Here is a 15,109-nt window from a genome sequence, read left to right as displayed (position 1 = left end):
GATGGCTTTCTCTCTGATACCGTTGGTCATCCTGTCGCAGCCCTTGGCTATTGCGGAAGTCTCCGCTGTGGCCGCGGATCCGGCTGCCGCCCCACCTTCTGCGCAACAAGACGCTGAGCCGCAAGGTCAGGTTGAAGACGCGCCGGAAGGGCTGAACCAGACCGCAAATCCTGATCCCGAACCGCTTGACCGCGACATCATCGACGGGCGTGAGCGGCCCGGTTTCAATTCGCCGCTGCCCGATGAGATCGAGCAGGAAAACGAAGGCGCGATCCGTGCGCCGCCGCCGCAAGCCTTTTCACCCGATCAAGTCCCGATTCCTGATCGGTGGCGTCTGATCGAAGGGCTCGGGATTATCGAAGAAGACATTTTCGACCCCTATAACCAGAACACATACAAGGGCGATCGCCCGATCAACCCGGCCAAGGTGCCGTGGTTGCCGATTACCGGCAATGACTGGTTTTTTGTCGCCAACCTGATCAGCGATACGGTCTATGAGCCGCGCACTTTCCCGATTCCGGTCGGCATCCAGACGACCGAGGACCCCGACCGGCTCGATGTTTTTGGCAACGATTTCTCGACCGTTCTTTCGCAGACTTTCATCGCAGGTTTTGCGTTGCTCAAGGGCAGCACCGCTTATAAACCGCCTTCGGTCGAATACCGGCTGACATTCGCCTACAATGTCAATTATGTCGATGTGCCTGAACGCCGGGTGCTGTTTGTCGAACCCTCGCGCGAAAGCCACCGGCTCGACCATTTCCTTGGCGTGCAGGAAGCATTCGTCGATTACCACTTCTCCCAATACGACAATGACCGGTTTGATTTTATCTCGGTGCGCGCTGGGATTCAGCCGTTTCAGGCTGATTTTCGCGGGTTTCTGTTCAACGATCAGCAATTGGGCGTGCGGTTGTTCGGCAACCGCGACAACAACCGGTTGCAGTTCAACCTTGCTGCGTTCTGGCGGCTTGAAAAAGACACCAACAGCGGGCTTAATTCGGTTGTTCAGAGCCCGCGCGATGATCTGGTGTTCATCGCCAATCTCTATCGCCAGGATTTCCTGATTCCGGCGCTGACCAGCCAGATTACGCTCGCCTACAACCGCAACCGCGAAGCTGACGATATCGAAATCGACGATAACGGGTTTCCAGTACGACCTGCGCTAATTGGCGATTTGCGTGGACGCGAATATGACGTGTTTTATATCGGCTATAATGCCGATGGCCGGATCGGGCGGATCAACATCACGGCGAGCGCTTATTGGGCGCTGGGTGAGGATCGCAACAACACCTTCACCGGCGAACCTGCCGATATCAACGCCCAATTCGGCGCTGTTGAGTTAAGCTATGACCGTGACTGGATGCGTTTCCGGCTTTCAGGCCTTTACCAGAGCGGCGACAGCGATCCCTATGATAATGAAGAAACCGGTTTCGATGCGATATTCGAAAACCCGGTGTTTGCGGGGGCTGATACATCTTACTGGATCCGCCAGACAATCCCCTTTGCCGGCGGCGGGCGCGTCATTTCGGTGAACAGCCGCAACGGCATTTTGAACAATCTGCGCTCTTCCAAAGAGCAGGGGCAATCAAACTTCAACAATCCCGGCCTGTGGTTGATCGGAGTGGGTGCGGATTTCGATCTCACCCCTGAATTCCGTATCAGCGCCAATGCCAACCATCTCTGGTTCGAAGACACCACCACGCTGGAGAATTTGAGGATTGAAGGAACGATCCCTGAAGAAATCGGCTATGATCTTTCGGCCTCTGCAATCTGGCGGCCAAAGGCTACGCAGAACATTGTGTTTCGTCTGTCGGGCGCCGCGCTGGTCGCGGGCGACGGGTTTAAGGACCTGTTCGACAATCTTGGCAACCAGGACGCATTCTATTCCGTCCTTGCAAATGTGACGTTGACATACTGATGCTAGGAAAGCTCATCTCGACCGAAAGCCGTTTGTCGCTGCGTTATGCGCTCCTTGCGGTCGCTACGCTGATCCTGGGCCTGTCTGTGTTCCAATCGGAAACGCAGGCAGCGGACAAGGAAAAGCCGACCTATCGCGATTACAGTCTTGTCACCGCGCCGCCTGCACCTGCGCGTCAATCGCAGGCGGACATGGATGCGAAATCAGAGGGCTGCTACACCTGCCACCTGCAGACCGACGCACCGACGATGCACACCACCCCGGCGGTGCGATTGGGCTGCACCGACTGTCACGGCGGTAATGCAAACGTACGCGGCAATTCCGATCTGCCGCAAGACCATCCCGAATATGTCGCCGCGCGCGATTCCGCCCATGTGCTGCCCAAATATCCCGGCAGCTGGCATTTTCCCTCATCGGCGAACCCGCAGCGATCCTATGCGCTGCTCAATCAGGAATCGCCTGAATTTGTGAAATTCGTGAACCCTTCGGATTACCGCGTTGCCCGCGAAGCCTGCGGGTCGTGCCATATCCAATCGATCGAAGCGGCGGAGCGGTCGATCATGGCGACCGGCGCAATGCTGTGGGGCGGTGCGACCTATAATAACGGCATCTTGCCCTTCAAAAATTACATGCTCGGTGAAGCCTACACTCGCAGCGGCGATCCCGCCACGGTTAGCGGTATTGCCAATGTCATCTCGTCTCCGGGCGAAGGTGAAGAAGGCGAGCTGTCCGATGAACAGCGCGCGCGCGGTGTGCTGTCGCAGCTCTATCCGCTGCCGACGTGGCATGTGATCCCGCCTGCCGACGTGTTCCGTGTGTTTGAGCGCGGTGGACGCAATATCCTGTCGCAGTTCCCGGAAATTGGCCTGCCCAACCCGACTGGCCTGATCCAGCGGCTTGAGGAACCTGGCCGGCCCGATCTCAAACAGTCGAACCGCGGTCCAGCCACTGGCCTGCGCGTGGCAATCCCGGCTTTGAACATCCATAAGACCCGGCTCAACGATCCGTTTACGTGGTTCATGGGCACCAATGATCAGCCGGGTGATTATCGCCACTCCGGCTGCGCAAGCTGTCATGTGGTCTATGCCAATGACCGCGAACCACGCCATTCGCTGGTCTATGCTCAGCATGGACGCGATGGACAGACGATTACCGTCGACCCGACGATCAACACCCAGATGCGCGAAGATCATGGCGATGCAGGACATTCATCCGGCCATGGCGGTCTGCGTCAGCCGGGTGAGACCTATGATGACCACAATGGCGATGGCCATAGCGAAGCGCCGGTGCGCGAATCAGGGCATCCGTTGCAGCATGTCTTCACCCGCTCGATCCCGACGTCGCAGTGCATGTCTTGCCACATGCACCAGCCCAACATCTTTCTGAATTCCTATCTCGGTTATACGATGTGGGATTACGAGAGCGACGCGCCGCTAATGTGGCCGGGCACTGAGAACGCGACACCTCGCCCAGAAGGGATGAGCGATGAGGAATATGCAGAATATTACCAAGCGCAGCGCTTCCCGACGGCAGAGGAAGTGCGCGCAATCCTCGACCGCAATCCCGAAGCGGCGTCGGCGCGCGGATTGTGGGGCGATGTCGATTTCCTGCGCAACGTCTATGATCTGAACCCGTCTGCAGAACACACCCAATTTGCCGATTATCACGGCCACGGCTGGAACTTCCGTGCAATCTTCAAACGCGACCGTGACGGCAATATGCTTGATGCTGAGGGCGAAATCCTACGCCCGTCGCAAGCTGGCGACACGCCAGAAGAGGCCGCCTATCACGACAATCGCTGGCGTCAGCGCTGGCGCCGCGATGGAGAAGGGCAGTTTGTCGAACCCGGCACCAACCCCGGTGAAGCCGTGCACATGATGAGCATCCATGCCGAGGTAGGTATGCAATGCGTGGATTGTCACTTCGAACAGGACACCCATGGCAATGGCCTGATCTACGGTGAAGTGGCCAACGCCATCGAAATCGGGTGCAAGGATTGCCACGGGACTGCCGATGAATACCCAACCCTGCGGACCAGCGGTCCAGCGGCTCCGCCCGAAGGTCACAACCTTGCACTCTTGCGCAATCCCGATGGGGAGCGCCGGTTTGAATGGCGTGAGAACGCTGAGGGCCGCCGCGTCTTGATTCAGCGATCGTTGGTCGATCCTGAACTGGAGTGGGAAATGAGCCTGGTCAAGGATTCGGTTGATCCGTCAACACCGGTGTTCAACGCCAAGGCTGCACGGTCGAAATTAATGAGCCGTTACGGCGCGGAAACGGGCCGGTTTGAATTCGGCAGCGGCGTCGAAGAGGGCGACCGTGCGCACCGAAACGAAGAAATGGCGTGTTTCACCTGCCACCTTTCATGGACAACCAGCTGTGGTGGCTGTCACTTGCCGATCGAAGCAAACTGGAAAACCAAATCGCACCGTTATGAAGGCGGCGAGACTCGCAACTTTGCCAGTTACAACCCGCAAGTAGCGCGCGACCAGATGTTCCAGCTTGGTGTGCATCAGACGACCAAGGGCAACCAGACCGCTCCGGTGCGTTCGTCATCGGCGCTGGTGCTGTCATCGACCAATATCAACCGTGAACGCATCTATGTACAGCAGCCGCCAATCTCTGCGATTGGATTCTCAAGCCAGGCGTTTGCACCGCATTTCCCGCATACTGTGCGCCTGACAGAGACAAAGACCTGCACCGATTGTCACCTTTCCGAAGCGGAAGATAACAATGCGATTATGGCCCAGCTGCTGCTGCTCGGCACGAATTATGTCAATTTTGTCGGGATGCACGCATGGACTGGGCTCGAAGGCGGCCTGACTGCGGTGCGCGTCACCGAATATGAGGAACCACAAGCCGTTATCGGGTCCTATCTGCACCGCTATTCTTATCCCGACTATTGGCGGATGCATGTCGAGGATAATGACCGCGAACTGAAAAACTGGGTGCGCGGGGAGGCCTTTGACGAGGATCTTTCTGGCGAAACCAAGCCCTTCGAAGAGTTTGTCAATGTTCACGAAGCGACGCCCGGGCGGGTTGGTTGCTTGCAAATGCGCGGCGAATATCTGTTCGTTGCCGAAGGACGCGGAGGCTTCCGCGCCTATGACGTCGCTTCGATTGCAAACAAAGGCGTATCGGAGCGGATTATTACTGCTCCTTTCTCACCACTGGGACATGACACGCATATTCCTACCCAAAACGCGACCTGCATGGCGCTCGCTACCAATCAGCCGATCGCCCCGGAACGCAACACACCGCAAATGCGCGAGGTGAATCAGGAGCAGGCGTTCCTGCCGATTTACAATTATGCGGTGGTAACCGATGCGGTCGAGGGACTGGTGCTGGTCGATGTAAACACGCTTGCCGATGGCGAATTCCGCGACAATTTCTTTGAGCGGCTTGAATATGCCGATGGTTCAGACGCGTGGAACCCGGGCGGCGTGCTGACCGGTGCGAAACATGTGCATCTTGCGGGTGAAGTCGCCTATATCACGTCGGATCGCGGCTTGGTGGTGGTCGACCTTTCAGACCCCAAATCGCCCAGGTTGGCAGCTGTGCGCGAACTCAGCGACGCCCGCGCCAGCACGATCCAGTTCCGTTACCTTTGGGTCAGCGATGCGGAAGGCGTCAAATTGTTCGATGTCACGGATCTGCGCAATCCGATTGCTGTGCCAGAGGCCACCTATGCGCTGGCCGATGCGCGCAGGATTTATGTTTCCCGGACCTACGCCTATGTCGCTGCTAAGGGAGACGGGCTGGTAATCCTCAATGTGAAAAACCCACGCGCGCCAGTGTTGCAGCAAAAGGTGACATTGGACGGTACGCTGAACGATGCGGAAGATGTAATCGTTGCATCCACCAACGCATCGCTGTTCGCCTATGTCGCCGATGGGCGCAATGGTATGAAGGTGTTACAGCTCACCAGTCCGGACAGTCAGCGCAATTTCTATGGTTTTAGCCCAGCTCCGGTTCCCGAGCTGATCGCTTGGGCCCAAACCCCGTCGCCCGCAATTGCGCTTTCTAAGGGGCTCGACCGTGACCGTGCGGTCGACGAAACCGGCGGACAGATGGCGGTGTTCGGTCGACTAGGTTCGCGTCCCTTTACCCGCGAGGAGATGGAGCAATTGTTCATGACCCGATCCGGCGTTCCGTGGCGCGTCACCAACGAGGTCAATATGGACCGCTGGGTTGGCCGCGATATCGGACCGCTGCGCCGCAATGCAGATATGGATGCACAACCAGAAGCGGCCGAGCTCGGCGGGGAATGACCGGGGGTTAGCAAATCGCGAGCGTGTGCCTAGTTGCGGTCGCCGATTGCAACTCTTGAACATCGCGGCCAAGTCAGCACAGGTGGTCCCCGCGCAAGGGATATGTGCGCCGATCCGCGCTCCGCGCTATGAACTCATCGGTTTGGGTTGAAGGATTCTGGCGACAATTCGTAAGCCTCGCATGAAATCAGATCACGTGCGCTCGGCAAACAGGCCCTTCATCATCGGCTTAAGGTGGTCTTCAAACCGGGCAAGCGTCTGCCAATGGCCGACCGGCTGAAAATGCGACACTAGCACTCCGTTTCGCCAAAGATGCAGGCTGTAGAATGGCGGTTCCGCAGCCACAATCGGTCGCTTATCCGCTATGTCGATATCCAGCGGGCGCAAATCCAGAGCAACCGCAGGCGCAACCGCGGGGGTTACGCTGAGCGGGATGCCTTCAACCGTGCTATAGAGCGGGCGATGCAAATGACCCGCCTGGATCGATACAATCTGTTTGTGCCCGGCGACTGTGTCATGAAACCGTTTGAACCACGCTTCTTCAGGTCTGGGGTCCATCCAGTCAATTCCTGCAACGACCGGCGGATGGTGAATAAACAGGATGGTCGGCGTGTCTGGGTGCTCAGCCAATTCGCGCGCCAGCCAAGCGGCGCGTATCTCGCAAAAGGCACCGCCGTGCCGCCCTTGTTCAAGTGTATCGAGGCACACCACGCGAAGCTCGCCGCAATCAATCGCATATTGTGCATAGCCATCTGCGGTTGGACAATCAGGGAACGCTTTGAGCAATTCTTCGCGGCTGTCATGGTTGCCCGGAATGACATGCACCGGAAACGGACAATCCGTGATCAAGTTACGGATCCGGACATAGCCATCGGGCAGTCCGCCATCGGTGAGGTCGCCTGACAGGATCAGCAAATCGGGCAGGACCGGCTGGCTCAGCAAATGCCCTAAGACATTGCGAAACCTTACAAAGTTAAATTCGTTCTCACCCGCTTCGGGTTCGAAACCCACATGAGTGTCGGTGATCTGTGCGATCAGCACACCGCTTTTCTGGCTCTCCATCCCTAGCGTCTTAGACTACTCAGGATCGCAGCAACAGATGCATTACCGCCATTTCCGGGGAGATTAGGGTGATCCTCAGGCCGCCATGGCATGGTCGGAGTGTGATAACCGTGACACATCGCACAGCTCGACGGTACGATTTCCTCTGTCTTTACAGCTGTTTCACCAAGGTGGCAGTCACGGCAGCTTTCGAGATCAGGGATCAGGAGATCGGTTGCTTCACTTGAAGTGTCGGCCGTGTGGCAATCAGCACATTCGGCCACGTCGTCGCCATGTGCTTCATGGGTGAAATGCCCGCGCATCAGGAAACGGTCCGGCAGATTGACCGGGGTAAGGTCGCGGCGCCCGTTGGTGCTTGTCGGAATATGGCATTCGCCGCACACGCCAGTTGGTTCGAGCGCGCGGTTGATCGCGATATACGCGCTCATCGGGCGGCCAAAGTTTGAGTAATAAGGGCCGCCTTGGGCAAATTGGCCAGGACGCCCGCGCCCGCTCACCACTGGGCGGCGCGGTCCACGATCCATCGAAGCAAGGTCGGCCATCAAATCATCGATGTCGCCATGACGCAGTGAACGGAAATTTGGCCCGGCACGATCAAATACGAGGCTGTGGCAGCTTTCGCAGGCCTGTTCCATTTCGACCGGAGCAAAGCCGATCTTGTCTTCCTCTTCCTCGTGACAATTGCTGCATTCCAGCGGACCGCCATATTCGGACAGGCTGATTGCCATACGCGCGACACCGCTATTTTCATCCATGTGGACATCATGAGGGAAAATTAGCCCGCTCATCTCTTTGGGCGCCTTGTCGAGCGACACCCGAACCGGCTTCTTATCGAAATGGGCGGTAAAAAACTGCGGGCGGAATTGCGGGTGCTTCTTGCCGAAATCGGAGGCATTGCCAAAACTTACATCGGTCAACCTCGAGTCCAGTTCATTGTGGCAATCAGAGCAAAATTGTTCGGTCGCTGCTTCCAGCTTTACCGGACCTTCGTGTTCTGAATGGCAGGACACGCAGCCCAGCGGCCCTTCTTTTCCGAAAGTTTCGGCGATCCGCCATTGCATCGCATCTCCAGTGCTAAGCGGGGCCATGCCCTCGGCCAGGCGCGGCATCTTGGCATGATCGCCCAATTCCTCGTGGCAAGTCAGGCAGGTTTCATCCTGAACCGATACAAAGGGTGTCGCGTGGCACGCCTCACAATTACCTTCAAGATCGTGGTGCGCCATGCTGAGTTCACCTGAACTCCAAGTGGCGTCAAAAAGCACTTGACCCTCCGCGATATTTTCCGGGTCGTTTTCGACCGGTGCGCGGACAAGGTGGGTGATGATCGGAACCGACAACAACAGAATCAGGATCGCGCCGGAAAACAGCCACGCCATTATGCGCTTGCTAGGCAAGGCGCTCGATAAAGCGAACCCCTGCAGCGCATCGTGTGCGCCTTCGTCCTTGACGACCTGCTTGATGACGATTTGCACCGGGCCATCGCCGTCGCGCGAGATCGCCAGACGCGATGAGCCAATCGACAATTCTGCGCCAATGTTGGGATCGATCCGGGCGCTTGTTTCGCTGCGCCCGTCGATGCCAAATCCAAGTCCGCCAATAGCCTCAGCGGCCAGCATCCCATCCCCGGCATCGCTCAGGCGCAAATGGCGCTGCTCCACCGCAAGATCGGGGAGATGAATGTCGTTTTCGGACGCGCGGCCAATGCTGACTTCGCTCTGGTCTAGCGTACGATCACGAATGATCTCACGCCCGGCAGCTGTAAAGTCGATGGTGCGGATCAGGAATGCCATGACGCCGGCCTCACCAGTAATAGAACACGCTCACGACATGCGCGAGCAGGGCGGCGAGCAATGCGATGGTCGCCGGAATGTGGATGAACAGCCAGATTTCGAGCAGCGCCCGAATACGAAGCTGACGGCGAATCTGGTCAAGTTGGTCTGCGCGCTTGGTCAGTAGGGTGCGCACACGCTCCTCCGCGGCCAATCCGCCGTTCGTTTCAGGAAAACTCTTGAGCGCGCGAGAAGTGGCGCAGCCAGGATAGGCCCCGGTCAGGCGCGCCAATGCACCGCCATAAAACACATCTTGTCCGAGCGCGGAGATCACCAGATTGGATTTATCGCGATCCAGCGGCTGTGCGGCACTTTCCAACTGGCGGTCGAGCGCAGTGAGCGCGTCAAGCATTTGCGCTCGGGTCATTTCCTTGCGATTGGTCGACAGCGAGCTGGGGAGGGTCGCGTAGACAATCACCCCGTAAATGCCAGTGATGATGACAATCAGCATCAAGATATAGGCAAGCGTGTGAACGTTCCACCCGATCTGAAACCCAGTGTGCAGCGTGCCCACCACGATCAGCGCCAGCCCGAGATAGACATGTGCACTGGTCCAGGCCTTCAGGCTCCATCGGCCGGTCGAAATGTTGCGCTTGCGGATTCCCAACAGCGACAGCCAGATGATCAGGCCCAGCCCAATTGTGCCCAGCGTATAGCCATACCAGCTGCCGCCATTGGGACGCGGTTCCTGATCGATCAGAGCATAGCCAAGTCCAGTGACCACGCACAAAAGCAGCGCGATCCACAGCCAGCGGAATTTCTTGTGTTTCAGAAAGCTGACGTGGTCGGCATTGCGCCGCCGTTCATCCTGACTGAACCTGCTTTTTGAAGCCGTCGCCATTACTCAACGTCCTCGGTCAGTTTGGTGAAGGTCAGGAATTTGTCGGGTGACACGCGGATTGCCGCGCCTGTCGGGCAGGCGCGGACACAGGCCGGACCGCCATCAATCCCGGAACACATGTCGCATTTGATCGCCTGTTTGGGCTGCTGCGGGTCGCCGTGTTCCTTGCGCCATTTGTAGGACGCTTCGCCCGGTCCCGGCCCGTTGCCAAAGAACAGCCACGATAGCAGTGACGGCTTTTTGGGTGGCTTCGGGTCCATCCGGATCACGCCGTATGGGCAATTGCGCTGACAATTGCCGCAGCCGATACAGGTGTCGTCGATCACAACCTCGCCATCGGGTCCGCGCTTGATCGCGTTGGGCGGGCAGTCGGCCATGCAATGCGGGTGTTCACAGTGGCGGCACGAGGTCGGCACATGGAGATGCGCGTAGGTACGGCCGGCTTCGCGGTCGAGCCGGGAGAGGCCCTCATGTGCATCGGCACAGGCTTTTTCGCAATTGTCGCAGCCAATGCACAGCTTCTCATCGATGAGCAGCACATCGGTCGCTTCGCCCAAGCCTTCGTCGACGAGGAACTGCGCGGTTTCGGAATAGAGATCGACTGCGCTCGAAAATTCGTCCTTGCGGCTTTCGATAAAGGCGTTGGTCTTGCGGCGCCCATCCATCTCCTTCATCGCTTTTTCACGCAAGGCAGGATTTTTGTCGAGCAGTGCAGCGAACTTGTCGCCGGGCAGGCGAATCACCTCGGCTTTGATCGCTGCCTTAACGGTGGCGGTGCGGACCGATCCGTCAATCGCGGCCATTTCCCCGACATAACTGCCCGCTGGAAGGTATGACAGGAACACCGGCCGATCACCGATCTGCTTTTCGACGATCATCGAACCTCGCCGAATGATGTATACATCCTTGTCGTCCGCGCCTTCGGTGATGACGATGTCGCCCGCGCGCTTTTCCATCACTTGCGCCGATTCGACCAACTCGGCGACGTCGCCGGGCGTCAGTCCCGATCCGAACATCTGGAGCAATTGCCGTTCGATCGAAATCTTCTCGATTGCCTTCTTCGCGGCGGGCACCTGGGATTGCAGCTTGAGCGCAGCAAGGCGGGAGATTTCGATCACGATCGTGTCTTCTGCTGCGCGGATTGTGGCGCCCCGGCGGCGACCCGAAATCAGCCCGACTTCGCCAAAGATCGAACCCTGTTCGATAGGAATCGTGAACGAAGGATCGGCCGGATTGACCTCCACCGCTACTGAGCCGCTGGCAATCCCGAACAACGATGATCCTGGCGCATTGCGTTTGAAAATTTCTTCACCCGGACGGAAGAATCGAGCGTCAGAATCGAGCATGAATTCGCGCATCTGCAGTGGATTCATGCCGTTCAGGATCGACACATTGGTGCGCAGGAATTCGAGCCATTCATCGGTGCTGCGGTTGCCAGGGAGCCCGGCGAATTTGGCAGCGATGATCGGCTCGTCCGCTGGTTTCAGCTCGGTGTTGCCGTTGATGAACTCGATGACGTCATGGCCCTGATTCATGCAATGCTTGATCAGCGGATAACCTGCGAGTGCGCCGATAACGAAAATGCCCGGTGCAGTTGATTCGAACACCGGCGAAAGCCTTGGGAAAGCAGTGCGATCGTCGCTGGAAAATTCGATCCCGCATTCTTCCACGAACATCCGCGGAGGGGCCGATCCAATCCGCGCGATAATCCGGTCGCATGGGATGCGCAATTCGCCATCGCGGGTGGTCAGCGTGATGAAACCCGGCTCAATCGAATGAGTCTCGCTCTCAGTGCGAATGGTGAGCTTGCCCGCCTCATGATCGGCCATCAGCGCCTTGACATTGGCATCCTTGGCGGTGGGGAAATCGGTCCCACGATTGAGTATCGAAACGGTGTTGCGCTGCGCCGGATCTTCCGCCAGCCCGCGTGCATTCTCAATTCCCGCATCGCCGGTACCTACGATCACAATATGCTCGTCGACATATTCTGCTGGATCATCAAGCTGATATTGGACATGCGGCAAGTCGGCACCGGGGCAGCGCATCCGATTGGGATTGCCTTGCGTGCCGATGGCGAGGATCACGTTTTCCGCCATGATCGTCTCACCATTGGTAAGCTCGATCGCATAGGGCGGGGCGTGACGCTGAATTTCCTTGACCGACTTGCTGCCGTCGCGTGCGCGCATCACAATGGTGTGCACGCTGTCGGGGATGGCCGCTCCGGTACCGCGGATCGACTTGGCCTCCGCCATGTACTTTACATTGACCTTGTGCCCGTCGATCTGATCGTCCCAGGTGCCAAGAATGGCCTCACGCTTGCCTGCGTCGAAATCGAGATCGCTGCGCAACACCAGATTAGAGGGCGTCGCCATGACGTGCTTGCCCTTCTGATATTTATAGATTGTGTCCGACAGATGATCTGTCTTTTCGAGCAGCACATGCGACAGGCCCAGCGCGGCCGCACGGCCCGCAGCACTCAATCCGGCTGGGCCGGAGCCAATAATGGCGACTTTATACAAGTCCGACAATCTATCCCCCCCTTTGGATAGATTTCACACAATTCCCACCATAAGGAAAGTGTCCTCCAATGCCAGAGACAATTGCCGTTTTCTGCGCCGGTTGCTAGTGAAAATCTCATGTCATCACATACAAATAATTCGATTGAGGATTCTCCCGAGGGCAAATCGGGGGGGGGCACCGCTGGCAAGGCAGGCTGGATCTTGCTGGGGGCTGCCGCGGTTCTCGCTGCGGGTTCGATCGGTTACAACGTCTATACCGGCAACGATGGCGAGGTCGAAGCCGTATCTGCTGACGGTGCGCTGCCAACAATCGATGAATTGCGCGCCGTAGCGGAGGCATCAGAGGGCGACGCGGGGCCGTGGAGCGAGCTGGCCTTTGCGCATTTCGAACGCGGCGAATTTGCCGAAGCCGCTCAGGCCTATGAACGTGCGGTGTCCATTGACGGCAGCGAAGCGGTGCTTTGGTCGGCACTTGGCGAAGCGCGCGCTTATGCGAGCGAGCGCGACCCACTGCCCGCTGCCGCGCTGGAAGCATTTGAAAAAGCACTCGAACTTGACCCCAGCGATCCGCGCGCGCGATACTTCATGGCGGTAAAGCAGGATCTGGCGAAGGATCACGACGGCGCAATTTCGTCATGGCTTGAGCTGTTGTCGGAAACGCCGCCGGGCGCTCCGTGGGAAGATGACCTGGTGCGAACGATCCAGCAGGTCGGTGCGATCAATGATATCGAGGTAGAACAGCGACTTGCCACTGTGCTGGGATCGCGCACTCCGGCGGTGCTGGTTCCCGGTTCGGGCAGCGCGGCGGGTGAAGCTGCTTCGGCCAATCTGCGTGGACCGACCGCACAGCAAGTGGCAGAGGCCAGCCGTATCCCGCCCGGCGAACAGCGCAGCATGGCCGAAGGCATGGTTGCTCAGCTCGAATCGCGATTGGAGGATAATCCAAAGAATCCAGATGGTTGGGTAATGCTGATGCGCAGCCGCATGACATTGGGAGAACCGGCGAAAGCCAGCGCCGCGCTCGCCGCAGCAATTGCCGCCAATCCGGGCGAGGCGGATGAATTGCGCCGCCAGGCTGAACAGATCGGCGTCAGGTAAGCGCTTCAATCCTGCTGCAATCTGCTTCAATTCGGCTGCAAGAACGGCGTCAGATACAAAAAGGGGCGCCCAAATGGACGCCCCTTTTCCTATCCGAAGTTGAGTGGTTCAGACCACGCCGAACGCCAGCATCGCATCGGCGACTTTTTTGAAGCCCGCGATATTCGCGCCCTTCACATAGTCGACATGGCCGTCCTTCTCGCCATACTCCACGCATTTGCCGTGAATGCCTTGCATCAGGTCGGTCAGCATGTCGCCCAGACGTTCGTGGTTCCAGCTGACGCGTTCTGAGTTCTGGCTCATTTCCAGACCCGACACCGCAACGCCGCCGGCATTCGCCGCTTTGCCCGGTGCATACATGACCTTGGCATCCTGGAATGCGTGAACGCCTTCGAGGGTGGTCGGCATATTCGCGCCTTCGGAAACCGCTTTCACCCCATTGGCGACCAGCGTCTTGGCTTCGTCTGCGTTCAGCTCGTTTTGCGTCGCGCATGGCAGCGCCAGATCGGCCTTGACGCCCCATGGACGCCCTTCGTGGAAGGTCGCACCCTTGAACTCGTCGGCATATTCGCTGATGCGGCCGCGCTTGACGTTCTTAAGGTGTTTGATCCAGTCGATCTTTTCCTGGGTAAGCCCATCGGGATCGTGGATATAGCCGCCCGAATCGGAAAGGGTCAGAACCTTGCCGCCGAGCTGCGTGATCTTCTCTGCAGCGTGGGTGGCAACGTTGCCTGAACCCGAGATTACAGCAGTGTGTCCTTCGACATCCATGCCTTTGTGCATCAGCATGTTGCGCAGGAAATAGACCGCGCCATAGCCGGTCGCTTCGGGCCGCATGGCAGAGCCGCCATATTCGAGGCCTTTGCCGGTCAGCACGCCTTCCCAGCGGTTCACGATACGCTTGTACTGGCCGAACATATAGCCGATTTCGCGTCCGCCAACGCCGATGTCGCCCGCAGGAACGTCGGTATCAGGGCCAATGTGGCGATACAGTTCGGTCATGAAACTTTGGCAGAACCGCATCACCTCGGCATCGCTTTTGCCTTTGGGATTGAAGTTCGCGCCGCCTTTACCGCCGCCCATGGGCAGGCCGGTCAGCGAGTTCTTGAAGGTCTGTTCAAACGCCAGAAACTTCAGCACGCTTTCGGTTACGCTGGGGTGGAAACGGATGCCGCCCTTGTAAGGGCCGATGGCGTTGTTGCACTGAACCCGCCAGCCGCGCTGAACGCGGATATTGTGATTGTCGTCTTCCCAGCAGACGCGGAAAGAGATGACCCGGTCCGGTTCTGCAATGCGGCGCAGAATCTGCGCCTCGTGATATTGGACCTTGTCTTCCATGAATTCATAGATGTCCTGCGCCACTTCCTGCACAGCCTGAATGAATTCGGTTTGTCCTGGATTGCGTTTGCTAACGCCTGCCATGAACGTTGCGAGATCTACGTGATCGGTTACGGCCATTGATTATTACCCCCCATAGGAACAAAGCGACCTGCATTTTTTATGATTGTGGGGCTCTCTATCCTCGCAAAGCGCCCAAGGCGCAAGGGGCGTAATTCATGCAGATGCTGTTTGGC

8 protein-coding genes are annotated in these 15,109 nt (G+C 57.9%); 3 read left to right on the top strand and 5 right to left on the bottom strand.

Annotated features, from left to right (window positions below; genetic code table 11):
* The first annotated feature begins 1 nt into the window (after position 1).
* Positions 2-1,915, top strand: coding sequence for a hypothetical protein (locus ACM64M_RS08205; RefSeq protein WP_416228192.1), 1,914 nt, complete (start codon positions 2-4; stop codon positions 1,913-1,915).
* Positions 1,915-6,186: a hypothetical protein gene (locus ACM64M_RS08200; protein WP_416228191.1), complete on the top strand. Its 4,272-nt coding sequence runs from the start codon at positions 1,915-1,917 to the stop codon at positions 6,184-6,186. Before ACM64M_RS08205 ends, ACM64M_RS08200 begins: the two co-directional genes overlap by 1 nt.
* Positions 6,187-6,378: 192 nt before the next feature.
* Here the strand turns inward: ACM64M_RS08200 and ACM64M_RS08195 are convergent, their stop codons facing one another.
* From ACM64M_RS08195 to ACM64M_RS08180, 4 genes are read right to left on the bottom strand one after another with little or no spacing between them, the layout of a single operon-like run.
* A complete protein-coding gene (locus tag ACM64M_RS08195) occupies positions 6,379-7,248 on the bottom strand; it encodes a metallophosphoesterase (RefSeq protein ID WP_416228190.1) in 870 nt (289 codons plus the stop codon).
* A 2-nt stretch (positions 7,249-7,250) separates the two neighbouring features.
* On the bottom strand, positions 7,251-9,038 hold the full coding sequence (locus ACM64M_RS08190; RefSeq protein ID WP_416228189.1) for a cytochrome c3 family protein: 1,788 nt from the start codon (positions 9,036-9,038) through the stop codon (positions 7,251-7,253).
* A 10-nt stretch (positions 9,039-9,048) separates the two neighbouring features.
* Positions 9,049-9,918, bottom strand: a complete 870-nt coding sequence (locus ACM64M_RS08185) for a hypothetical protein (protein ID WP_416228188.1) — start codon at positions 9,916-9,918, stop codon at positions 9,049-9,051.
* Complete coding sequence (locus tag ACM64M_RS08180; protein WP_416228187.1) at positions 9,918-12,446, bottom strand: cyclic nucleotide-binding domain-containing protein; 2,529 nt, start codon at positions 12,444-12,446, stop codon at positions 9,918-9,920. The genes ACM64M_RS08185 and ACM64M_RS08180 overlap by 1 nt, the downstream gene beginning before the upstream one ends.
* Before the next feature lie 108 nt (positions 12,447-12,554).
* Here ACM64M_RS08180 and ACM64M_RS08175 point away from each other — a divergent pair, with 108 nt between their 5' ends.
* Positions 12,555-13,535: a tetratricopeptide repeat protein gene (locus ACM64M_RS08175; protein ID WP_416228186.1), complete on the top strand. Its 981-nt coding sequence runs from the start codon at positions 12,555-12,557 to the stop codon at positions 13,533-13,535.
* Between the two features lie 108 nt (positions 13,536-13,643).
* Here ACM64M_RS08175 and gdhA read toward each other — a convergent pair whose 3' ends face one another.
* Positions 13,644-14,993: an NADP-specific glutamate dehydrogenase gene (gene gdhA / locus ACM64M_RS08170; protein ID WP_416228185.1), complete on the bottom strand. Its 1,350-nt coding sequence runs from the start codon at positions 14,991-14,993 to the stop codon at positions 13,644-13,646.
* Positions 14,994-15,109: the final 116 nt, after the last annotated feature.

It is taken from the genome of Qipengyuania sp. ASV99 (genome assembly GCF_047872805.1).
Taxonomy (GTDB): domain Bacteria; phylum Pseudomonadota; class Alphaproteobacteria; order Sphingomonadales; family Sphingomonadaceae; genus Erythrobacter.
The sequence above is the reverse complement of the archived record's forward strand: the minus strand, read 5'-3'. Positions and strand labels throughout refer to the sequence as shown.

Bases quoted from the DNA above. Each gene is read 5' to 3' on its own strand.
- ACM64M_RS08205 (WP_416228192.1), top strand. From the start codon at position 2: ATGGCTTTCTCTCTGATACCGTTGGTCATCCTGTCGCAGCCCTTGGCT.
- gdhA (WP_416228185.1), bottom strand. From the start codon at position 14,993: ATGGCCGTAACCGATCACGTAGATCTCGCAACGTTCATGGCAGGCGTT.
- ACM64M_RS08195 (WP_416228190.1), bottom strand. From the start codon at position 7,248: ATGGAGAGCCAGAAAAGCGGTGTGCTGATCGCACAGATCACCGACACT.
- ACM64M_RS08175 (WP_416228186.1), top strand. From the start codon at position 12,555: ATGTCATCACATACAAATAATTCGATTGAGGATTCTCCCGAGGGCAAA.
- ACM64M_RS08190 (WP_416228189.1), bottom strand. From the start codon at position 9,038: ATGGCATTCCTGATCCGCACCATCGACTTTACAGCTGCCGGGCGTGAG.
- ACM64M_RS08185 (WP_416228188.1), bottom strand. From the start codon at position 9,918: ATGGCGACGGCTTCAAAAAGCAGGTTCAGTCAGGATGAACGGCGGCGC.
- ACM64M_RS08200 (WP_416228191.1), top strand. From the start codon at position 1,915: ATGCTAGGAAAGCTCATCTCGACCGAAAGCCGTTTGTCGCTGCGTTAT.